The 22,769-nt window shown below is 65.4% G+C and carries 18 protein-coding genes and 1 pseudogene; 4 read left to right on the top strand and 15 right to left on the bottom strand.

Annotated features, from left to right (window positions below; all coding sequences use genetic code 11):
- Positions 1-210: 210 nt before the first annotated feature.
- The gene (locus ABQE44_RS16085) at positions 211-729 is read right to left on the bottom strand and encodes an Rv1476 family membrane protein (RefSeq protein WP_448430809.1); all 519 of its coding nucleotides are present in this window, start codon (positions 727-729) and stop codon (positions 211-213) included.
- 129 nt (positions 730-858) lie between these two features.
- On the opposite strand from ABQE44_RS16085, the gene ABQE44_RS16080 reads away from it, so the two are divergent.
- Together ABQE44_RS16080 and ABQE44_RS16075 are read left to right on the top strand one after the other, a co-directional pair.
- Complete coding sequence (locus ABQE44_RS16080; protein WP_448430807.1) at positions 859-3,708, top strand: aconitate hydratase; 2,850 nt, start codon at positions 859-861, stop codon at positions 3,706-3,708.
- A gap of 3 nt (positions 3,709-3,711) precedes the next feature.
- Complete coding sequence (locus tag ABQE44_RS16075; RefSeq protein ID WP_448394347.1) at positions 3,712-4,281, top strand: TetR/AcrR family transcriptional regulator; 570 nt, start codon at positions 3,712-3,714, stop codon at positions 4,279-4,281.
- Here ABQE44_RS16075 and ABQE44_RS16070 read toward each other — a convergent pair.
- The 6 genes and pseudogenes from ABQE44_RS16070 to ABQE44_RS16045 form a co-directional block, all read right to left on the bottom strand.
- Positions 4,278-4,472, bottom strand: a complete 195-nt coding sequence (locus tag ABQE44_RS16070) for a helix-turn-helix domain-containing protein (protein WP_427058476.1) — start codon at positions 4,470-4,472, stop codon at positions 4,278-4,280. The genes ABQE44_RS16075 and ABQE44_RS16070 overlap by 4 nt on opposite strands.
- 124 nt (positions 4,473-4,596) lie before the next feature.
- Entirely contained in the window at positions 4,597-6,234 is a 1,638-nt protein-coding gene (locus ABQE44_RS16065; protein ID WP_448430805.1) for an ABC-F family ATP-binding cassette domain-containing protein, read from the bottom strand.
- Positions 6,235-6,249: 15 nt separating this feature from the next.
- Positions 6,250-7,080, bottom strand: coding sequence for an enoyl-CoA hydratase (locus ABQE44_RS16060; protein WP_448430803.1), 831 nt, complete (start codon positions 7,078-7,080; stop codon positions 6,250-6,252).
- Between the two features lie 18 nt (positions 7,081-7,098).
- The gene (gene trxA, locus ABQE44_RS16055; protein WP_448394344.1) at positions 7,099-7,464 is read right to left on the bottom strand and encodes a thioredoxin; all 366 of its coding nucleotides are present in this window, start codon (positions 7,462-7,464) and stop codon (positions 7,099-7,101) included.
- A 304-nt stretch (positions 7,465-7,768) separates the two neighbouring features.
- Positions 7,769-8,296 carry a hypothetical protein gene (locus tag ABQE44_RS16050; RefSeq protein ID WP_448430935.1) on the bottom strand — a complete coding sequence of 176 codons (528 nt, stop codon included), beginning with the start codon at positions 8,294-8,296 and terminating at the stop codon, positions 7,769-7,771.
- 54 nt (positions 8,297-8,350) lie between these two features.
- Positions 8,351-13,209: pseudogene (locus ABQE44_RS16045) on the bottom strand (DEAD/DEAH box helicase).
- Positions 13,210-13,405: 196 nt separating this feature from the next.
- Between ABQE44_RS16045 and ABQE44_RS16040 the strand changes: the two are divergent.
- Positions 13,406-13,690 (top strand): hypothetical protein, encoded by a 285-nt coding sequence (locus tag ABQE44_RS16040; protein WP_448430801.1) that lies wholly within the window; start codon positions 13,406-13,408, stop codon positions 13,688-13,690.
- 15 nt (positions 13,691-13,705) lie between these two features.
- Here the strand turns inward: ABQE44_RS16040 and ABQE44_RS16035 are convergent, their stop codons facing one another.
- From ABQE44_RS16035 to ABQE44_RS16000, 8 genes are read right to left on the bottom strand one after another with little or no spacing between them, the layout of a single operon-like run.
- Positions 13,706-14,701: a GGDEF domain-containing protein gene (locus ABQE44_RS16035; protein WP_448394341.1), complete on the bottom strand. Its 996-nt coding sequence runs from the start codon at positions 14,699-14,701 to the stop codon at positions 13,706-13,708.
- Between the two features lie 49 nt (positions 14,702-14,750).
- Positions 14,751-15,098 carry a metal-sulfur cluster assembly factor gene (locus tag ABQE44_RS16030; protein WP_448394340.1) on the bottom strand — a complete coding sequence of 116 codons (348 nt, stop codon included), beginning with the start codon at positions 15,096-15,098 and terminating at the stop codon, positions 14,751-14,753.
- Positions 15,076-15,546: a Fe-S cluster assembly sulfur transfer protein SufU gene (sufU, locus tag ABQE44_RS16025; RefSeq protein WP_448394339.1), complete on the bottom strand. Its 471-nt coding sequence runs from the start codon at positions 15,544-15,546 to the stop codon at positions 15,076-15,078. The genes ABQE44_RS16030 and sufU overlap by 23 nt, the downstream gene beginning before the upstream one ends.
- Before the next feature lie 9 nt (positions 15,547-15,555).
- Positions 15,556-16,818, bottom strand: coding sequence for a cysteine desulfurase (locus ABQE44_RS16020; protein WP_448394338.1), 1,263 nt, complete (start codon positions 16,816-16,818; stop codon positions 15,556-15,558).
- Between the two features lies 1 nt (position 16,819).
- Positions 16,820-17,587, bottom strand: a complete 768-nt coding sequence (sufC, locus tag ABQE44_RS16015) for a Fe-S cluster assembly ATPase SufC (RefSeq protein WP_448394337.1) — start codon at positions 17,585-17,587, stop codon at positions 16,820-16,822.
- Positions 17,587-18,771: a Fe-S cluster assembly protein SufD gene (gene sufD / locus ABQE44_RS16010; protein ID WP_448394336.1), complete on the bottom strand. Its 1,185-nt coding sequence runs from the start codon at positions 18,769-18,771 to the stop codon at positions 17,587-17,589. Before sufD ends, sufC begins: the two co-directional genes overlap by 1 nt.
- Positions 18,768-20,213 carry a Fe-S cluster assembly protein SufB gene (gene sufB / locus ABQE44_RS16005; RefSeq protein WP_448430799.1) on the bottom strand — a complete coding sequence of 482 codons (1,446 nt, stop codon included), beginning with the start codon at positions 20,211-20,213 and terminating at the stop codon, positions 18,768-18,770. The genes sufD and sufB overlap by 4 nt, the downstream gene beginning before the upstream one ends.
- Complete coding sequence (locus tag ABQE44_RS16000; protein ID WP_448430933.1) at positions 20,210-20,950, bottom strand: helix-turn-helix transcriptional regulator; 741 nt, start codon at positions 20,948-20,950, stop codon at positions 20,210-20,212. Before ABQE44_RS16000 ends, sufB begins: the two co-directional genes overlap by 4 nt.
- A 109-nt stretch (positions 20,951-21,059) precedes the next feature.
- Here ABQE44_RS16000 and mptB point away from each other — a divergent pair, with 109 nt between their 5' ends.
- Positions 21,060-22,757 carry a polyprenol phosphomannose-dependent alpha 1,6 mannosyltransferase MptB gene (mptB, locus tag ABQE44_RS15995; RefSeq protein ID WP_448394334.1) on the top strand — a complete coding sequence of 566 codons (1,698 nt, stop codon included), beginning with the start codon at positions 21,060-21,062 and terminating at the stop codon, positions 22,755-22,757.
- The last annotated feature ends 12 nt before the right edge of the window (positions 22,758-22,769 follow it).

Raw genomic sequence — 22,769 nt, 5'->3', positions numbered from 1 at the left:
TCGTCGGGCGCCTGAGTACGCAGAAGTCACAGCAATCACAACTACAACATCAGCCACCGTTTGCACCGTACGACACATCTGACGCTGAAGAAACTTTAGTAACAAACTACAACTTTGTAATTGCAGAAGGTGTTATCTCGCCGTGATCTTTGCATTTGCCCGGCGGCACCTAATGCAGACAAAAGCTGCTGGCTGGCGTGGACTTTGAGGTTAGTCGCGGGAAAGTACGCGCTTGCTACGAACCTGCAACATTCGGGTCGCTATAACGGCGGCCACCACCCCGAGTACGAGCAATAGTGTGAAGGCCGTCCATGGAAAGTGCTCGGTCGTCAACTCGCCGAGAAAGTTCTTCGCACCCTGCACCGGCCCGCGGCCCTCGGCGACGTCCTGGCCGGCCTCCAGCGTGACCCGGTCGATGGTCGGGCTGTACGTGCCGGACTCCGACGGGCTGAGCACCAGCACCGTGGACCCCGGCTGCGCCTGGCCGACCTCGGTCGCGATGTCGCGCAGCGGGGTGTCGATCGGCGGGTTGTGCTCGATGATGACGATCTTGAGGTCGATGCCTTCCTGGCCTGCTTGCTCGACGACCTCACGTAACGCGGGTACGTCGGCTGCGGCGGCGGGCGGCACGGCAACCCCGTCGTCGGCAACGTCGGCGTTGATCTGGTCCATGTCGACGTCCGGCGGGATATAACCCGGCAGATACGGGATTACGTGCGGTCCGTTCACAGTCAGAACCGTACGTTATGGGTACCCGTAAAGCGACGACCCTGGCCGTATTGCAGGACAAGCGTACTGTTAGGGTTACGTGGGCCGTCGACTCAGCCCGTCGGCGGCGAGAACTAGCCGGGAGTTGATGTGAGCAAAGGTAATAACGCCAATTCGTCCCTGAACTCTTTCGGTGCCCGTGACACGCTCAAGGTCGGCGACAAGAGCTACGAGATCTATCGCCTCGACGCGGTGCCGGGCACCGAGCGCCTTCCCTTCAGCCTCAAGGTGCTAGCCGAGAACCTGCTGCGCACCGAGGACGGCGCCAACATCACCAAAGAGCACATCGAGGCGATCGCCAACTGGGATCCGGAAGCCGAACCCAGCGTGGAGATCCAGTTCACCCCCGCCCGGGTGGTGATGCAGGACTTCACCGGCGTGCCGTGCATTGTCGACTTGGCCACCATGCGTGAGGCGATCGCCGAACTTGGTGGTGACCCCGAACAGGTCAACCCGCTCGCCCCCGCGGACCTGGTGATCGACCACTCGGTGATCGCCGACCTGTTCGGCCGCGCCGATGCGTTCGAGCGCAACGTCGAGATCGAGTACGAGCGCAACGGCGAGCGCTACCAGTTCCTGCGGTGGGGACAGGGTGCGTTCGACGACTTCAAGGTGGTGCCGCCGGGCACCGGCATCGTGCATCAGGTCAACATCGAGTATCTGGCCAGCGTCGTGATGGACCGCGACGGGACCGCCTACCCCGACACCTGCGTGGGCACCGACAGTCACACCACGATGGTCAACGGGCTCGGCGTGCTGGGCTGGGGCGTGGGCGGTATCGAGGCCGAGGCCGCCATGCTGGGCCAGCCGGTGTCGATGCTGATCCCCCCGGTGGTCGGGTTCAAGCTGACCGGCGAGCGCCAGCCGGGAGTCACCGCCACCGACGTCGTGCTGACCGTCACCGAGATGCTGCGACAGCACGGTGTGGTCGGCAAGTTCGTCGAGTTCTACGGCGACGGCGTGGCCGAGGTGCCGCTGGCCAACCGCGCCACGCTGGGCAACATGAGCCCGGAATTCGGTTCCACCGCAGCGATTTTCCCGATCGACGAAGAGACCATCAGCTACCTGCGGTTCACCGGGCGCAGCGACGAGCAGCTGGCGCTGGTCGAGGCCTACGCCAAGGAACAGGGCATGTGGCACGACCCGAGTCGGGAGCCGAAGTTCAGCGAGTACCTCGAGCTCAACCTGTCCGAGGTGGTGCCGTCGATCGCTGGACCGAAGCGGCCGCAGGACCGCATCGCGCTCAACGACGCAAAGACCGCGTTTCGCAAGGACATCCACAACTACGTCGAACAGAACATGCCCGTTGAGCACACCAAGCTCGACGAGGCCGTCGAGGACACCTTCCCGGCCAGTGATCCCGCAGCCAGCCTCGCCTTCGCCGACGACGATGCGGTGGTTCCGTCCGCGGCCGTCGGCGCCGACGGCAGGCCGACCAACCCAGTGGAGGTGCAGTCCGACGAGCACGGCGAGTTCATCATCGATCACGGTGCCGTGGTGATCGCGGCGATCACCTCGTGCACCAACACCTCCAACCCCGAGGTCATGCTCGGCGCGGCGCTGTTGGCCCGCAACGCCGTGGAGAAAGGGTTGAGCACCAAGCCGTGGGTGAAGACCACGATGGCGCCGGGTTCGCAGGTGGTCACCGACTACTACGAGAAGGCCGGGTTGTGGCCCTATCTGGAGAAGCTCGGCTTCTATCTGGTGGGCTACGGCTGCACCACGTGCATCGGTAACTCCGGCCCGCTGCCCGACGAGATCTCACAGGCCGTCAACGACAACGACCTGTCGGTGACCGCGGTGCTGTCGGGCAACCGCAACTTCGAGGGCCGCATCAACCCCGACGTGAAGATGAACTACCTCGCGTCGCCGCCCTTGGTGATCGCCTTCGCGTTGGCGGGCACGATGGACTTCGACTTCGACGCGGAACCGTTGGGCAGGGACAAGGACGGCAACGAGGTCTACCTCAAGGACATCTGGCCGTCGCAGCAGGACATCAACGACACGATCGCCTCGGCGATCAACCGCGAGATGTTCACCAAGAACTACGCCGATGTCTTCAAGGGCGACGAACGGTGGCGCAACCTGCCGACGCCGAGCGGTAACACCTTCGAGTGGAACCCCGACTCGACGTACGTCCGCAAGCCCCCGTATTTCGACGGTATGTCCGCCGAGCCCGAGCCGGTGTCCGACATCAGCGGCGCCAGAGTACTTGCGCTGCTGGGTGACTCGGTGACCACAGACCACATCTCCCCCGCCGGCGCGATCAAGCCCGGCACACCGGCCGCGCAGTACCTCGACGCCAACGGCGTGGAGCGCAAGGACTACAACTCCTACGGTTCGCGGCGCGGTAACCACGAGGTGATGATCCGCGGCACCTTCGCCAACATCCGATTGCGCAACCTGCTGCTCGACGACGTCGCGGGCGGCTACACCCGCGACTTCACCAAGGACGGCGAGCAGGCGTTCATCTACGATGCCGCGCAAAACTATGCGGCGCAGAACATTCCGCTGGTCGTGCTGGGCGGTAAGGAGTACGGTTCGGGCTCGTCGCGGGACTGGGCCGCCAAGGGCACCAGCCTGCTGGGCGTCCGCGCGGTGATCGCCGAGTCGTTCGAACGGATCCACCGCAGCAACCTGATCGGCATGGGCGTCATCCCGCTGCAGTTCCCCCAGGGCGAGTCGGCGGCCAGCCTCGGGCTGGATGGCACCGAGACGTTCGACATCACCGGCATCGAGGCGCTCAACGACCGGGGCGAGCGCAGCGACGGGAAAAACGGAGGCAAGACGCCCAAGACCGTGCAGGTGAAAGCCACGAAGGAGGGCGTCGATCCGGTCGAGTTCGATGCGGTGGTGCGCATCGACACCCCCGGTGAGGCGGACTACTTCCGCAACGGCGGCATCCTGCAGTACGTGTTGCGCAACATGTTGAAGTCCTGACGGATGCCGCGGGTCACCGACGACCATCTGGCGGCCCGCCGCCGCCAGATCCTCGACGGTGCCCGGAGGTGTTTCGCGGAGTACGGCTACGACAAGGCGACCGTGCGGCGGCTCGAGCAGACCATCGGGCTGTCGCGCGGCGCCATCTTCCATCACTTTCGCGACAAGGACACGCTGTTCTTCGAGTTGGCCCGCGAGGACGCCGAGCGGATGGCCGATGTGGCGGCGCGCGAAGGCCTCGTGCAGGTGATGCGGGATATGTTGGCCGCGCCCGATCAGTTCGACTGGCTGGCCACCCGGTTGGAGATCGCCCGCAAGCTGCGCAACGACCCGGAGTTTCACCGCGGCTGGAAGGAACGCTCGGCTGAACTGTCGGCCGCGACCACGGCGCGACTGCGGCGGCAGAAGCAGGCCGGGCGGCTGCGCGACGACGTCCCCAGCGCCGTCCTGCAAACCTACCTCGACCTCGTGCTCGACGGTCTGGTCGCACGGCTGGCGTCAGGCGATGATCCTGAAAGGCTCAGCGGCGTACTGGACCTCGTCGAGGCGTCGCTGCGCCAGCAGCAACGCTAACGGCGGCTGCGGTGGTTGGGACCACCGCGGCTGCGCATCGTCGTACCTGACTCCCGCAACATGCTGTGTATCGAGCCGTACGAGCGGCCGGTCGACGCGACCAACGTCCGGATGCTCGCGCCGTTCTCGTACGCGCTGCGCAACTCGTTCAAGAGCTGGTCTCTTGGTTTGCTGGACTTCTTCTGGGTCATCCTGCCTGGCACCTCCCCGCGCACTTGTGATGCCCCGACGGATACCCAGCGTAGGAAGCTGCTACACCCGGTGGGTGGAAATGGGTGAAACGGTTCGCAATTCGGCTACACACCCGCCCGCCGGTCAGGCGAGCTCGATCAGCTCCGCGTACTCCTCGGACCAGAAGTCCTCGGTGCCGTCGGGCAGCAGCACGACGCGCTGCGGGTCCAGCGCCTCGGCTGCGCCCGGATCGTGTGTCACCAGCACCACCGCGCCGACGTAGCTGCGCAGCGCGTCGAGCACCTGTTCGCGGGACGCGGGGTCGAGGTTGTTGGTCGGCTCGTCGAGCAGCAGCACATTGGCGGTGGAGGCGACCAGGCCGGCCAATGCCAGCCGGGTCTTCTCGCCGCCGGACAAGGTGCCTGCCGGCTGCTCGAGTTGCAGACCGCTGAACATGAACGCGCCCAACAGCCCCCGCAGATCCTGCTCGCCGCTATCGGGTGCCGCGTGGCGGATGTTCTCCCACACCGTGGCGGCGTCGTCGAGGGTGTCGTGCTCCTGGGCGAAGTAGCCGACCTTCATGCCGTGGCCCGGCTCGATCGCGCCGGCGTCCGGTGTCTCCACCCCGGCCAGCAGGCGCAGCAGCGTGGTCTTGCCCGCACCGTTGAGACCGAGTATCACCACGCGCGAGCCGCGGTCGATGGCCAGGTCGACGCCCGAGAACACCTCCAACGACCCGTAATTCTTGGTCAGCCCCTTGGCCACCAACGGGGTGCGCCCGCACGGGGCCGGCGTCGGAAACTTGATTCGGGCCACCTTGTCGGCCACCCGCTCCTCGTCGAGCGCGGCCATCATCCGGTCGGCCCGGCGCAGCATGTTCTGCGCGGCAACGGCTTTGGTTGCCTTGGCGCCCATCTTCGCGGCCTGGGTGCGCAGCGCGGCCGCCTTGCGTTCGGCGTTGGCGCGTTCCCGACGGCGACGCTGCTCGTCGGTGGCACGGGCGTCGAGGTAGCGCTGCCAGCCCATGTTGTAGACGTCGACCTCACCGCGCACGGCGTCGAGGAACCAGACCCGGTTCACGACGTCGGCGAGCAGGTCGATGTTGTGGCTGATGACCACCAGCCCGCCGGTGTGGTTCTGCAGGAAGGTGCGCAACCAACCGATGGAGTCGGCGTCGAGGTGGTTGGTCGGCTCGTCGAGTAGCAGCGTGGTCGTGGAACCCGAGGCCCCCGAGCCGTCTTCGGAGGCGGCGAACAGAATTCGCGCCAGCTCCACCCGGCGCCGCTGTCCGCCCGACAGCGTGCGCAGCGGCTGGGTGAGAACCCGCTCGGGCAGGCCCAGACTCGCGCAGATCCGGCCGGCCTCGCTCTCGGCGGCGTAGCCGCCCAGTGCGGCGAACCGCTCCTCGAGTTGGCCGTAGCGCCGAACGGCCTTGTCCCGGGCGGTGTCGTCGGCGACCTCGGCCATCAGCACCTGCTGCTTTTCCAGGTCGGAGAGCAGCGTGTCGAGGCCGCGGGCGGACAGCACCCGGTCGCGGGCCAGCATGTCGAGGTCGCCCTCTTTCGGATCCTGTGGCAGGTACCCGATTTCACCTGCCCGGGAGATCTTTCCGGCGTAGGGTTCGCCCTCACCCGCCAGAATCCGCATGGTGGTGGTCTTCCCGGCGCCGTTGCGTCCGACGAGCCCGATGCGATCGCCGGGCTGCACGCGCAGCGCCGAACCGTCGGTGGACAGCAGCGTGCGCGCGCCGGCGCGGACCTCGAGGTCCGTTGCGGTGATCACGCGGCTGCTCTCCTGTTACTTGTCGTCGGTGAAGTTGGGGGCCCGGTTCTCGGCGCGCGCGGCCACCGCCTCTTCGAAGTTCGCGGTGAGCAGACGCACATAGAGTTGGCCCAGACCTTCGGCCTGCATGTGCCCTTCGAGGCTAGCGGCGTCCAGTCCACTCCACAGTGTGCGCTTGGTCAACTCGATTCCCGGCCGCGAGAACGACGCGATCCGCTCCCCCAGCTGGTAGCAGGTCTGCAGCAGTTGGTCGTCGGCCACCGTCGTGGACACCAGGCCGATCCGTTGGGCCTCCTCGGCCTCGACGTCGCGGCCGGTGAGCATCAGCTCGAACGCCCGCGAGGTGCCGATCGCGCGGGGCAGCAGATACGACAGGCCCAACTCGCTGGCGGTCAGGCCGTTGTTGATCCCGGCGGCGCGGAAATACGCGCTGGTGGCGGCCACCCGGATGTCGCAGGCCAGGGCCAGGCACAGGCCCCCGCCGATCGCTGCGCCGTTGACCGCGGCGATCACCGGCTGGTGCATTTTGCGCAGCGCCAGGACCACCTCGTCGAGCACTTCCATCGATCGCAGCGCGAACATCGGCCGGGTCAGGCCATCGGTGTGCGGAACGCTGCCCGCCGACTTGTGGTCGGCGCCCGACGAGAAGCCCCGCCCGGCGCCTGTGAGCACGATCACCCGCACGGCGTTGTCGTAGTTCAGCTCGTCGAGGACTTTCTTGAGCGGAACCATCACGTCGAACGCCATCGAGTTCATGCGTTCGGGCCGGTTCAGGGTCACCAGCGCGATATCGGCGCGCGGGCGGTCGACGAGGACGAAGTCGGTCTGCTCGGTCACGGACTGCACGCTATCGCGTGCGTCCGCTCACTCGGGCTGGCCGTCGTTCTGCGCGGCGATCGCGGCGTCGACGTCGAATTCCTTGACGCGCTGCACGAGCTCCTCGAGCGCCGCGGGCGGCAGCGCCCCGGCCTGGTTGAACACCAGCTTGCCCTTCTTGAACGCCATCAGGGTGGGGATGGAGCGGATGTCGGCGGCGGCCGCGAGTTCCTGCTCGGCCTCGGTGTCGACCTTGGCGAACACCACGTCGGGGTGTTCCTCCGCAGACGCTGCGAACGTCGGCGCGAACGCTTTACACGGGCCGCACCACGACGCCCAGAAATCCACCAGCACAATCTCGTTGTCGTTGATAGTGTCGTTGAATTCTTCGGCGGTCAATTCCTTGGTAGCCACGTTGCTTCCTAACGCTGGTTGGCGGTGGGATGTTCCCAGCCTACGGGCCACCCCACAGTTCGGTGCGGCCGCTCACGAAGAACGCGACGATGCGCTCGGTGAGCGTGTCGGCGTCGTGGGCCGGGTCCAGGGCGTTCAGTGCTCCGAACGGCGCGTTCGGCCAGCGCGATCCCGGGGCCCGCGAAGCCGGCCGGACGCACCGCCGACAGGATGGTGCCCGCCACCCGGTACAGCGAGCCCGCGATCAGGCTTTCCGCCAGCCCGCGTAGCTAGCGTCGGGTGGCGACGCAGAGGGGGTCGAAGCTCATCGAGGGGTGCTGGATGCGCGGTCGACGTTGGACAGAAGCCGCGCGCGTCGCCTCGGCCACCACAACACCTCCGCCAGCAGCATCACCAGGTAGATGAACGAGGCCACTGCGTTGCCCCATGAGCCGAAAGCGGCGTCCCACCCGGCGGTGGCCACACCGACAGCCAAGACGACGGGCAACAGCCAGCGGAACGGTTTGGCTTCTTCCGCCGCCGCGTGGATGCCGGTGCGGTAGTCGAGAGCCGCTGGGGTCAGCCGGGCATCGGTGATGCGCTCACCGCGTCGTGCGGCACGCACCACCTTCACCCGCTCCGCGGCCGAAAGACCTTCGGCGCCGGGCCAATACCGCTTCATGCGCCGCGCCATCCAGACGCCGTAGAACACACCGACAATCACCAGAACGCAAACGCCTGCAAAAACCAGACCCGAATCCAGCCATGCCAGCACACCGAGGACCACCCCGACCGCAGGCCCGATCGTCAGCGCTCGGCGGACAAAGCCGCCGCGCCATGCGAATGCCGGCACCGTGACCAACGGCCGTCCCTTCGATCAGTCGGTTTTGTGGCTCGCCCCCGTGCGTCAGAGGGTATCGACGATCTTCATCGTCGCTATGCTCACCGCGGTAACCCGCTTGATGAGGTCGACGATGTAGGTCGGGTCATCGTGCTCATCGCACCAGTCGTTGGGGTCGTTGACAATGCCGGAGGCTTTGTCGGTGGTGACCTTGTAGCGGTCGATGACCCAGCCGAGCGCGGATCGTGATCCGAGCATGTAACGCTCGGTTTCCTGGGGAATGCCCGCGATAGTCACTTTGGCGTTATATGTGATCGCGCAGTGGTCAGTCTTGGACCGCCACTTCATCTTCTGCACGCGCCAGGTCTCGCGATCATCCGGATCGACACCTGGTTTCAGTTGCACATCAAGCGGATACGGCTCGACTGATTCGTAGTTGACATGCAGCTCGGCGAGCTTTCGGCCGGCGTCCGCGAGTTGGTCGAACCGCTCATGACTTCCCGGCGTGGGGATGTGCGGCAGCATTTTCTTGAGATCGGCGGCATATTTCTCGCGGTAGTCCGGGTCGTGCAGTTGACCGTAAACGTAGTAGAAGATGTCGTCCTTGGTGACCTGCTCGCCGAGGGCTTCGCGGTAGAGCTTGAGGATCTCGTCGGTGACGTTGTCGATGCGCCGGTAGCCGTATTCGTCGATATCGGTAGCCGCACCGAAATCGAGTTCCCCGGTGACGGATTCAACTTTCTCGTAGGTCCAGCGGGGAAAAAATTGCGCGGTATCGAGGGTGTGCAAGTTCGGGAGAAGATCGGTCATGAACGGTGTGAATTCGAAGTGCGACGCGGCACCGGTAAGGATAAAGCCCACATTGCGATGCTCGGGTGTCGGGAACATCGATGGCAGCTGGTACACCCTGTCGTTCACGCGCCGGTCGAACCAGCACCATTGGGTATCGAACGGGCGGTAGATACCGCGCCGCACGGACTCCAATTGCCACGCGATGGCGTTGTTCTTCGCGACCTGCTGTTTGAGATTCGCGCCCCAGCTGATCCGGCCCTGTCCGGTCAAGTCCGATCGAGAGGTCAGCAGCTTGTCGAAGGCATCCTCGCCGCTCGCGGCGTCAGCATGCTCGGCGTGCAGCGCTGCCCTCACCACGTCGTACTGATCGATGAGTTCGGCCGCGTTGGCGGTTAGCTGTTGGTTCGAGTAGCTGTAGCACCACGCGTCGCGTCCAGTCTTCAGTCCGGCCGAGTGCCGCGCGAACACCGTTGCACCGGACCCCTTCTTGTCACCGAGCACAGGCCACGTGGCGAACGCGTCATCACGTTGGTTCACCCAGTCGCCATGGTCATTCGGCGTGATGCTGGTCCATTCGACCGCGTCGACCTGCTCGGCGTCGACGATGCGCAACTTATCCTCGCGGCTGAGGTAGTCGCCGATATCGCGGTAGAAGACCCGGCACGGTCCGGCGTGGGTGGGATCCTTGACACCGATGAACACTGCCACGGTGTTGCGGCTGCCACCGCCGAACACTTTGCCGCCCTCCTTGCGCGACAGCTCGCCCGCAGTCCGCTGGTTGCCTCGGAGGTTATACACATAGATCGTCGAGTAGTCATTGGCCAGAGACAGCCGCATGCCATCTGCGGTGTTGCCGTCGATCCAGCCCCCATTGGACACGAACGCGATAGCCCCTGCGTCGCCAATCCGGTCTGTTGCCCACCGGAATGCACGAATATACGAGTCATACAGGCTGTTCTTGTTCGTAGCCGTGGACCGCTTCGCGTACGTCTGCTCAATCCGTGAATCCAACGTCGGGTACTTGACGTTCGCGTTCAGATCGTTCGCGCTCGTCTGACCCACCGAGTACGGCGGGTTGCCGATGATCACGTTCATCGGTGTCTGTAGCTGGTTGAGGATCCGATTGTTGTTCTGGGGGAACATGATCGCGTCCATGCTGTCGTCGGCTTCACTGATCTGAAACGTATCGGCCAGCGCAATCCCCGGGAAAGGCTCGTAGTCACCGGTGTCGGCAGTCTTGCCCACCAGCGCGTGATAGGTGGCCTCGATGTTCACCGCAGCGATGTAGTACGCCAGCAACATGATCTCGTTGGCGTGCAACTCATTCGCGTACTTGCGCGCCAGATCCCCTGGAGTGATCAAGCCGGACTGCATCAACCGCGTGATGAACGTGCCGGTGCCGGCGAACCCGTCGAGGATGTGCACGCCCTCGTCCGTCAGGCCCTTGCCGAAGTGTTCGCGCATCACGTGGTCGGCGGCCCGCAGAATGAAGTCGACGACTTCTACTGGTGTGTAGACGATTCCCAGCGCATCAGATTGCTTTTTGAAGCCAATTCGGAAGAACTTCTCGTACAGCTCGGCGATGACCTGCTGCTTGCCTTCGGCGCTGGACACTGCGCTCGCGCGACGCCGCACCGATTCGTAGAAGCCCTCCAGCTTCGCGGTCTCCGCCTCCAACCCCGCGTCGTCGAGCGTGTCGACCATTTTCTGCATGGTCCGCGACACCGGGTTGTGGGACGCGAAGTCGTGCCCGGAGAACAACGCGTCGAACACCGGCTTGGTGATCAGGTGTTGTGAGAGCATGCTGATCGCATCTTCGGTGGTGATCGAGTCGTTGAGGTTGTCCCGCAGGCCCGCGACGAACTGGTCAAATGCCTCGGAGACCCGGGGGTTCGCGCCGCCGAGCAGCGCCTTGACCCGGGTGATGAGCGCCGCAGCAATGTCGGCCACGTCGGCGGCCCACTGCTCCCAGTACGTCCGGGTGCCGACCTTGTCGACGATGCGCGCATAGATCGCTTCTTGCCATTGCGCCAGCGAAAACAACGCCATCTGCGCCGCGGTGCTGCCGGGCTGCTGTAAGCCGACATCCGAACCGGGTTCATCGGTTGTCGGCCCTACGTGACCGCCAAGTAGTTTGTTGCTGCCTTCGCCGGCCCTCTTGGTGTCGGACTTGCTATTAAGCGCGAGGCTGTTGACCATCGCATCGAAGCGCTCGTCGTGTGACCGCAGGGCATTGAGTACCTGCCACACCACTTTGAACCGCTTGTTGTCGTCCAGGGCGATCGACGGCTCGACACCCTCCGGCACTGCGACCGGCAGGATCACATACCCGTAGTCCTTACCCGGCGCCTTGCGCATCACCGGCCGACGGACTGCACCACGTCCACCTGCGAGTTACGCGGATTGAGAAACAGCACCGCGTCGAGTGCGGGTACATCGACACCCTCGGATAGGCACCGGGCATTAGTTAGAATGCGGCATTCATCTTCGGCGACAACACCTTTGAGCCATGACAGCTCCGCGTTTCGGGCCAACGCGTTGAATGTGCCGTCGACGTGGCGGACCGAACACTTCAAACCACGGTTGGTCTCCTCGACACGCTCGCCGTCGTCCTCGCGCTCGTTCAGCAGATCGGCATACGCCTCCACCACCCGGGGAAAGATCTCGGCGACCCGCTTCGATGTCTTGATGTCCTGAGCGAACGCGACCGCCCGGCGCATCGGCGCCTCTGCTGGCGCGAAACCCGTCCCGTCTGGCGCAGTACCTGCCCGCTTGGCGAGCCCGTTCCAGCAACCCACGATCTTCGAGGCGTCGTCGAGCAACAGTTCACCCGATACGTTGGCGAGTTCCTGCTGCAGCCGAGCCGCGATCACCGACTGGTCGACGGTGAGAACGAGCACCTTGTAATCGGTCAGCAAACCCCGGTCGACCGCCTCACCGAACGTCAGCCGGTGAAACTCCGGACCGTAGGTGAGCTCGTCGTCCATGGACACCAGCTCAGCCGAATGCTCGTTGGCCTTGTCCTTGACGTTCTCATCGAAGATGCGTGGCGTCGCCGTCATGTACAGCCGTCGGGTGGCCTTGAGGTAGTCGGCGTCGTGGATGCGGACGAAGTTCGACTCGTCCTCGCCGGCGAGCGTCACACCGGTGGTGCGATGTGCCTCATCGCAGATCACCAGATCGAACGAATCCAGGCCGAGCCCTTGGGCTTTGGCGACCACCGGCAGCGACTGATAGGTGCAGAACACCACCGTCAAGCCTTGTGCGCGCCTGCGGTGCTGCATTTCGTGCAATAGAACTTGGGGGTCTGTCGTGACCGGGATCGGCACGTCGTGGATGTTGTAGTCCTCGGCTGACCGCGACACCTTGGTGTCCGAACACACTGCGAAGGCACGCAGATCGAGTTCGGACTGCGCCGTCCATTCCCGCAACGTCTGGCTCAGCAGCGAAATGGACGGCACCAGGAACAGAATCCGCGCCTTGTTCCCGTTTTCGACAGCAGTGCCCTCGGCGATCTTCAATGCGGTGAATGTCTTACCCGTGCCGCACGCCATGATCAGCTTGCCGCGGTCGTTACCGACCGCGAACCCGTTGAACACCTTCTCGATCGCCTGGACCTGGTGCGGTCTGGCGCCGTGTCGCTGCGCCGGCGACAAACTGACCTCGAGATCGCCCTGCGGCCAGGCGATGTCCCAGTCGATCGGCGATTCGGCGATTTCGGCCATACCGATCCGCTGGACCTGGACGGTCTGGTCGGCGAGGGCGTCCTCCGCGTTCTTACCCCATCGGTCAGTCGTGGAGATGATCACCCGGTTGGTGAACGGCTTCTTTCCCGACGCGGTGAAGAACGAGTCGATGTCACCTTTCGAGAGGGTGTGTGTGGGCTCGTAAAACTTGCACTGGATCGCGGTGTACTCACCGGTGTCACGTTCGCGGGCGACCAGGTCGATGCCGGTGTCGACCTTTCCCTTGCGGTCCGGCCAGTCGGTCCAGCGCCAAACGGCGTCGTACTGCTGTGACAGCGTCGGGTCGAGTTCGAAATAGCGCACCATCAGCCTCTCGAACTTCGTTCCGCGCTCGGAGTTCGACGGCGCCTTACGAAGTGCGTCGATGACGTCGTGCACGGAGCCCATGGCCGTCCACCTCCCCTCTCACGCAAAGCGTCACGACCATACTTAAGGCAACTGACATGCCGCAGGCAATTGCGCTGGCAAAGAGGTGCGTGGACTTCGTCGACGTGGGCGAGTCAGCGATCCTGGCCCGACGCGTCATTCACAGCCCGACACAGACGCGACCATCCGATGCAGGACCCCGCCTTATGATGGTGACGTGGCGACACTGGAAGATTTCGAGGCGCGCATAGCGGCACTGGAGGCCTCCCAGGCCGACTACCGCGCCGTGCTCGCGGCCGTCAACGCGTTGGGTGCCAACCAGCGTGAACTCGCGATGCACCAGCGCGACCACACCACGAGGCTCACCGAACTCGAGCAACGTGTGAACCAGGGGTTCCAACGGATGGACGACGGCTTGCGGCTAACGGACTCCCGCTTTCGGTCTGTCGAAGAGCACATGGCCGAGATGACAGACCTGATCATCGGACTACGCGACAGATAGCTGCGCCGACCGGCTTCAGCTTGCCGAGAAGTTCGTCAGGTCAACCGTGCCCCTCGGTTGGGATTTGCGCATCCGCTTGCGCCGATAGAGGTCCCGATCGGCGGCCCGAAACAGTGTCTCGAAAAGTTCGGCGCCGGTCGGATCGAGCGTCAGCCCGTAGGTGACGTGCACCGCATTTCCGTCGGCGAGTTCGGCGGCCAGTGCCCGGGCCCGGTTTTGGTCATACCCGGTGAGAACGACGACGAATTCGTCACCGCCCACCCGGCCCAATACCGACGATTCAGGCACTATCGGGGTCCACCGCTGCGTCAGCTCGACCAGGATTGCGTCACCGGCCAGGTGCCCGTGGCTGTCGTTCACGGTCTTGAAGTCGTCGACGTCGAGGACGATCACGGCAACCGGCTGGCGCCGCCGTCGCGCACGCGCCACCATCTCGTTCGCGTGTCGCTCGACACCGGCCCGATTCCATACCGCCGTCAGCGGATCACGCAACGCTAGGTCGATCAATGCCGAGCTCACCCAGCCGCACACTTCCCCTGCCCCGGGTATGCACACCAGGTACAGCACCAACCACATTGCCGGCACCGGGGCCGGGGCCACCAACAGCGTCAACGCCGCACCGACAGCGATAGCCGCAGACGTCGCGCGCGCCGTGACCGGCCGATGCCAGCTCCGCAGAAATATCGCCACGAACATCAGCGGAACAACCGACCAGACCTGCGCGGCAAGCTGTTCGTGAAACAACAGGGCGACGATGGGGGCAGTGCCCGCGCACGCCACCGCTGCGATGTAGCGCCAGCCCCGCAGCGGTGTGCGCACCGCGAGTAGCACCCCGACCAGGCATAGCGCGACCGCCAGACCCTCGCCCCGCACATCCGACGGTGGTGAGTCCCCCCCGAACGCGACCGCCACGCTCAGCGCGTACAAGCCCAGCAGGATCACCAGGTAGGCCACCAGCATGCGCCTGCGCAACGCACTTCCCAACGGCGATACAGCCGTCCCGCTGATCACGCGATCAGACTAATCCGACGCCGCATCGGGGCGCCGGTTGACTGTCGCTTTAGACGGTGAAGCCGAGTGCCCGCAGCTGTTCGCGGCCGTCGTCGGTGATCTTGTCGGGCCCCCACGGTGGGTTCCACACCCAGTTGATCTTGATCTCGTTGACCAGCCCAGTGCCCACCAGCGCGGTACGTGACTGGTCCTCGATGACGTCGGTCAATGGGCAGGCCGGCGACGTCAGCGTCATGTCGATCAGCGCGACGTTGCCCTGCTCCCCCTTCTCGACGTTCAGACCGTAGACGAGGCCGAGGTCCACGACGTTGATCCCCAGTTCGGGGTCCACGACGTCGCGCATCGCCTCCTCGAGATCGAACAACAGTTCCTCATTAGGCACTGCGGTGTCGCTCATCTGACATCTCCTCACTGGCTTGCGCAAGCGCATCCTTGAAAGCCATCCAGCCCAGCAACGCGCACTTCACCCGCGCGGGGTATTTCGCCACCCCCGCGAATGCCACGCCGTCGCCGAGCACATCTTCATCCCCTGCAACGGTGCCGCGCGACGAAACCATCTCACTGAAGGCCGCCACCGTCTTGAGCGCATCGCCCACGCTCTGGCCGATCACCTGATCGGTCAGCACCGATGTCGCCGCCTGGCTGATCGAACAACCCTGCCCGTCATAGGAGATGTCGGTAACGGTCTCCCCGTCGGCGGACAGCGCCACCCGCAGCGTCACCTCGTCACCACACGTCGGGTTGACGTGGTGCACCTCGGCGGCGAACGGCTCGCGCAGACCCCGATGGTGCGGACGCTTGTAGTGATCGAGGATCACTTCCTGATACATCTGCTCGAGACGCATCGCGAAACCTCAGGCCCTGCCGAAGAACTCGATAGCCCGCCGCACACCGGCCACCAGGCGGTCGACCTCGTCGAGGGTGTTGTAGAGCGCGAACGACGCGCGCGCCGTTGCGGCGATCCCGAACTTGCGGTGCAGCGGAAACGCGCAGTGATGACCCACGCGCACAGCGACACCCTCGTCGTCGAGCACCTGCCCGACGTCGTGGGCGTGCACACCGTCGACGACGAACGAAACCGGGGACGCCCGGTTCGCAAGCGTCGTCGGCCCGATGATGCGTACGCCGTCGATGCCGGCCAACCCCTCGAGCGCCGCGGCCACCAGTTGCGCCTCGTGCTCTTCCACCACGTCCATCCCGACCTCGCGGAGATAGCGTGCGGCGGCGCCCAATCCGACGACCTGAGACGTCATCGGCGTTCCGGCCTCGAAGCGCTGCGGCGGCGGGGCGTACGTCGCGCCATCCATCGTGACGGTTTCGATCATCGAGCCGCCGGTGAGAAACGGCGGCATCGCATCGAGCAGTTCACGCCGTCCGTAGAGCACGCCGATGCCGGTGGGGCCCAGCATCTTGTGTCCGGAGAATGCCGCGAAGTCCACATCCAGGGCCGCGAAGTCCACCGGCTGGTGCGGAACGGACTGGCACGCGTCCAGCACAGTCAGCGCTCCGACGGCCTTGGCCCGCGCCACCAGTTCGTGCACCGGCGCCAGGGCACCCGTCACGTTCGAGTGATGGCTGAACGCAACGACTTTGACGCGGTCATCGAGCGCAAGGGAGTCGAGGTCGATGCGTCCGGCTTCGGGATCCTCGGAAGTGGCTTGGTACCACTTGAGCGTCGCGCCGGTACGACGGGCCAGTTCCTGCCACGGGATCAGGTTCGCGTGGTGCTCCACCTCGGTGGTCACGATGACGTCTCCGGGGCCGACCGCGTGCTCGAACCTGTTGTCGCCGAAGACGTAGGACACCAGGTTGAGCGCCTCGGTCGCGTTCTTGGTGAACACCAGCTCATCGGGCCGGGCGCCGACGAACGCGGCGATGTCTTCACGGCCCTGTTCGTAGGCGTCCGTGGACTCCTCCATCAACTGGTGCGCGCCGCGGTGCACCGCGCCGTAGGACGTGGTCAGGAAATCCCGCTCAGCGTCGAGCACCTGCACCGGCCGCTGCGAGGTGGCTCCGGAATCCAGGTACGCCAACGTTTTCCCACCGCGCATCACCTTTTTCAGAATCGGGAAGTCAGCCCGGATCCTGGTGACGTCCAGAGTCTGCGCGGTCGTCATCTCAGGCCTCCACGGCTTGGGCGAACCGTTCGTAGCCGTGCTCCTCGAGTTCGTCGGCCAGTTCGGGTCCACCCGATTCCGCGATGCGCCCACCGACGAACACGTGCACGAACTGCGGCTGGATGTACCGCAGGATCCGCGTGTAGTGCGTGATGAGCAGGATGCCGCCGTTCTCGGTTTCGGCGTACTGGTTCACCCCGTCGCTGACGACGCGCAACGCGTCGACGTCCAAACCGGAGTCGGTCTCGTCGAGGATCGCGATCTTCGGCTTCAGCAGCGACAGCTGAAGGATCTCGTGACGCTTCTTCTCACCGCCCGAAAAGCCCTCGTTGACACTGCGTTCGGAGAACGACGTGTCGATGTCGAGGGCCTGCATTGCGCCCTTGACCTCTTTGACCCAGTGCCGCAGCTTGGGGGCCTCACCGCGCACCGCCGTCGCGGCCGAACGCAGGAAGTTCGACATCGACACCCCGGGCACCTCCACCGGGTACTGCATGGCCAAGAACAGGCCGGCGCGGGCGCGCTCGTCGACGGTCATCTCCAGTACATCCTGGCCGTCGAGCGTGATCGAGCCCGAGGTCACCTCGTATTTGGGGTGTCCGGCCACCGCGTAGGACAGCGTGGACTTCCCGGATCCGTTGGGCCCCATCAGGGCATGGACCTCCCCCGAATTCACGGTGAGATCGACGCCCTTGAGGATCGGGATCGCATCGGCCGCTTCAGTGGCTGCGACGCTGACGTGCAGGTCCTTGATTTCCAGAGTGGTCATTAGCTGTCCTTGCCTTGAAGTACTTCGGTGAGCTCGAGCTCGTGTTCGATGGCGTCGCTGAGGCGTTCGCGCACTGCGGGTACGGTGATCTGCTGGATGATCTCGCCGAAGAAGCCGCGCACGATCAGCCGTCGCGCCTGATCCTCGGGGATGCCGCGCGCCTGTAGATAGAACAGTTGCTCGTCGTCGAACCGCCCGGTCGCGCTGGCGTGGCCGGCGCCGACGATCTCACCGGTTTCGATCTCGAGGTTGGGTACCGAGTCCGCACGCGCACCATCGGTGAGCACCAGGTTGCGGTTGGTCTCGAAGGTGTCGGTGCCGCTGGCCGCGGCCCGGATCAGCACATCGCCGATCCACACCGTGCGGGTATCGGGTTTGGCCGACGCCGGATCGCCTTGCAGCGCACCCTTGTACGTCACCTGCGAGCGGCAGTTCGGCTCGGCGTGGTCGACGAGCAGGCGTGACTCGAAATGCTGCCCGTCGTCGGCGAAGTACAGGCCCAGCAGTACGGCGTCACCGCCTGGCGCGCGGTAGCGCACCCGTCCCGTCATCCGGACCAGGTCGCCGCCCAGTGTGACCGCGGTGTGCCGAAACACCGAGTCCTTGCCCAGCGATGCGTGGTGCATGCTGACGTTGAGCGCATCGTCGGCCCAGTCGGCGATCGACACCACCTTGAGCGTGGCGGCGTCACCGACGACGAACTCGAGGTTGTCGGCGTAGGTTCCGCTGCCGCGGTGATCGATGACGATCACCGCCTCTGCGAGTTCTTCGACGCGCACCTGAAGATGACCGTATGCCGTTGCGCCCTCACCGGGCCCGGTCACCACGATCTCGATCGGATCGTCCACCACGGTGTCCCGTCCGACGGTGACGACCGTCGCGTTGTTGAACGACGAAAACGCTTGGGCGGCAATCCGGTCGGCGGGCACGCCACCTTCGCCCAGTCGCGGGTCGCCGCGGCGCACGGATTCCACCGTCACACCCGGGCGTTCGGTCACGTCGATGCGCGCGCTTCCGGTGGCCGGCGCGGTGCCGTCATGCAGCCCGCGTAACCGCTTCAGCGGCGTGAACCGCCAGATCTCGTCACGGCCGTGCGGCACCTCGAAGGCGTCGACGTCGAACGAGGTGAACACCTCGCCTTTGTTCTGCCCCTCGACGGCCGTGGTCAGATTGCTTGTCGTCACCCAACTGCGCCTTCCATCTGCAGCTCGATCAGCCGGTTGAGCTCCAGCGCGTACTCCATTGGGAGCTCCTTGGCGATCGGCTCGACGAAGCCCCGCACCACCATGGCCATCGCCTCGTCCTCGGACAGGCCGCGGCTCATCAGATAGAACATCTGATCCTCGCTGACCTTCGACACGGTGGCCTCGTGGCCCATCGTGACGTCGTCCTCGCGGATATCGACATACGGGTAGGTGTCGCTACGGCTGATCGTATCGACCAGCAGCGCATCGCATTTCACATTGGACTTAGAGCCGTGCGCGCCCTTGTTGATCTGCACCAGACCGCGGTAGGACGAGCGTCCGCCGCCGCGGGCCACCGACTTGGACACGATGTTGCTCGACGTGTTCGGCGCCAGGTGCAGCATCTTCGCGCCGGTGTCCTGGTGCTGGTCCTCGCCGGCGAACGCGACCGAGAGCACCTCACCCTTGGCGTGCTCACCGGTCATCCACACGGCCGGGTACTTCATGGTGACCTTCGAGCCGATGTTGCCGTCGATCCACTCCATCGTGGCGCCCGCCTCGGCGCGGGCCCGCTTGGTGACGAGGTTGTAGACGTTGTTCGACCAGTTCTGAATCGTCGTGTACCGGCACCGCCCGCCGGGCTTCACGATGATCTCCACCACGGCGGAGTGCAGTGAATCGGACTTGTAGATCGGTGCGGTGCAGCCCTCCACGTAGTGCACGTAGGCGCCTTCGTCGACGATGATCAGCGTCCGCTCGAACTGGCCCATGTTCTCGGTGTTGATCCGGAAGTAAGCCTGCAGCGGGATGTCGACGTGCACACCGGGCGGCACGTAGATGAACGAGCCACCCGACCACACCGCGGTGTTCAGCGCGGAGAACTTGTTGTCGCCGGCCGGGATCACAGTGCCGAAGTACTGCTTGAAAATGTCCGGATGCTCACGCAGCGCGGTGTCGGTGTCGAGGAAGACGACGCCTTGGGCCTCCAGGTCCTCGCGGATCTGGTGGTAGACCACCTCCGACTCGTACTGGGCCGCGACACCGGAGACCAGGCGCTGCTTCTCCGCCTCCGGGATGCCCAGCTTGTCGTAGGTGTTGCGGATGTCCTCGGGCAGGTCGTCCCACGTGGCCGCCTGCTTCTCGGTGGACCGCACGAAGTACTTGATGTTGTCGAAGTCGATACCGCCGAGGTCGGAACCCCACTTGGGCATCGGCTTCTTGTCGAAGGTGCGCAGCGCACGCAGCCGGGTTTCCAGCATCCACTCCGGCTCGCTCTTCTTCGCCGAGATGTCGCGCACCACCGCTTCGGACAGACCGCGCTGGGCGACCGCGCCCGCGTCGTCGGAGTCCGCCCAGCCGTAGCCGTACCGGCCCAGCGAGGCGATGGCCTCTTCCTGGCTGAGCGGTTCGCCGACCTTCTGGATCTCGGGGGTGGTCGTCATTTCGACGCTCCTTGTTTGCTTGTCGGGGCTTCGGCGCGGGCTGTGCGCCGAAGGGTCTTCGGTTTGGCCTTGCTCTTCTTCGCGCTCTTCTCGGCGAGCGGCACGTGCGTCGTACACGCGCAGTCGCCGTTGACGATGGTGGCCAACCGCTGCACGTGGGTTCCGAGCACCTCGGCGAACGCCTCGCGCTCGGCCTCGCAGAGTTCGGGAAACTCCTCGGCGACGTGTGACACCGGGCAGTGGTGCTGACACAGCTGGATGCCGTCCACCGGACCGGCAACCGGCGTCGTGGTGGTGGCGTAACCGGCCTCGGTAAGCGCCGCCGCCACCTGGTCCGCAGTTGTTTCAACGTCATCGGACCCGCCGGTTACTCCCGCCAGGATGCTGTCGGTGCGTTGACGTGCGAAGGTCCGCACGGCATCGTCGCCGCCGATCTCCCGCAGTTGCCGCATGGCGGCCGCCGCCAGGTCGTCGTAGCGGTGGCCGAGCTTGGCCCGGCCCGCAGCGGTGAGCCGGTACCGTTTGGCCGGACGGCCCCGGCCGCTGTGCTGCCAGGTCGCCGCAGCGCTGGCTTGCGCATCGCCGGCCTCCATCAGCGCATCGAGGTGTCGGCGCACGCCCGCTGCGGAAATACCGAGCCGTTCGCCGATCTCACCTGCGGTGATGGGTCCGGATTCCAGCAGCATCTGCACGATCGCGCCACGCGTGTGGCGGTCGCTGCTGACTTCCGGACTTATTTTCACAACACCATTGTGACGGAATTCGAAAACACATGTAAAGCAAGGGCACCCTTAGCCGCCGCGAACGTGCCTGAGACCACCGATTCCGGGCCGCTACGCTGCTGTGGTGGCTGCCCGCCTCAAGTCCCTGTCCTCGTCGATCGCCCGCTGGCACGCCGACGAGCGGCCGGTCGGCTCGCCACTGAACGACGCCGAGGTCATCGCGCTGCGGCGGACCCGGGTTTTCGGAGCCACCGGCACCGTGCTGATGGCCATCGGGGCGCTGGGCGTCGGCGCCCGCCCGGTCGTCCAGGACCCTACCTTCGGGGTGCGGCTGCTCAACCTGCCGTCCCGGCTTCAGACCGTGTCGCTGACCATGACCACCACCGGCGCGGTGATGATGGCGCTGGCCTGGCTGATGCTGGGCCGCTTCGTCCTCGGCGATCGCCGCATGTCGCGCAGCCAGCTCGACCGCACCCTGTTGCTGTGGGTGACGCCGCTGCTCATCGCCCCGCCGATGTACAGCCGCGACGTGTACTCCTACCTGGCCCAAAGCGAAATCGCGAGCAAGGGCCTCGATCCGTACCTGGTCGGGCCGGCCACTGGGCTGGGCCTCGATCACGTGTTCACGCTGTCGGTGCCGACCATGTGGCGCGAGACCCCCGCGCCCTACGGCCCGCTGTTCGTCTGGCTGGGCGAGGGCATATCCGAGATCACCGGCGAGAACATCGTCGCCGCGGTGCTCTGCCACCGGCTGGTAGTGCTGCTTGGTGTCGCGCTCATCATGTGGGCGACCCCGCGGCTCGCGCGCAGGTGCGGGGTGGCCGAGGTCAGCGCGCTGTGGCTGGGTGCGGCCAACCCGCTGCTGATCATGCATCTGGTTGCGGGCATCCACAACGAGGCGCTGATGCTGGGCCTGATGCTGGCGGGCACGGAGTTCGCGCTGCGCGGCGTCGACGCCGCCAGCTCCCTTTTTCCGCACCCGATGACATGGCCCCGCAGCCGCGAGGAGTGGGCGCAGTGGTACCCGCTGGCGATGCTGCTGCTCGGCGTCGTGCTCATCACGATGTCGTCGCAGGTCAAGCTGCCGTCGCTGCTGGCGCTGGGCTTTGTGGCGATGGCGCTGGCGCACCGCTGGGGCGGCACGGTCAAGGCGTTCTTCGCCTCCGGAGGGTCGCTGGCCGCGATCTGCGTGGCGGTGATGGCGTTGATCGGCTGGGCCAGCGGGCTGGGCTTCGGGTGGCTGTTCACGCTGGGCACGGCCAACGTCGTGCGCAGTTGGATGTCACTGCCCACGCTGCTGGCCCTGGGCACCGGTCAGGTCGGCATCCTGTTGGGGCTCGGCGATCACACCACCGCCATCCTCGGCCTGGCCCGCGGCATCGGCGTCCTCATCATCGCGATCCTGGTCACCTGGCTGCTGCTGGCCGTGCTGCGGGGCAAGTTGCACCCCGTCGGCGGGCTCGGCGTCGCGCTCGGTATGACGGTGCTGCTGTTCCCCGTGGTGCAGCCCTGGTACGTGCTGTGGGCGGTGATCCCCCTTGCGGCCTGGGCCACCCGGCCGGCGTTCCGCGGCACGACGATCGTGGTGACGCTGGTGGTCGGGATCTTCGGCCCGACCGCCAACGGCGACCGGTTCACGCTTTTCCAGATCCTGCTTGCCGTGGTGGCGAGCACCGTGACGGTGCTGCTGTTGATGATGCTGTCCCACAACCGCCTACCCTGGCGCAAACTACCCACCACCGATGAGCCGGCGCCCCACGATCAGCCCTCGCCACCGCCCCCACCTTCGGTGAAGCCCGACGCCTACGCTGATTCCCCGTGAGCCACCCTGGAT

Source organism: Mycolicibacterium sp. XJ2546, assembly GCF_053483195.1.
The sequence above is the reverse complement of the archived record's forward strand: the minus strand, read 5'-3'. Positions and strand labels throughout refer to the sequence as shown.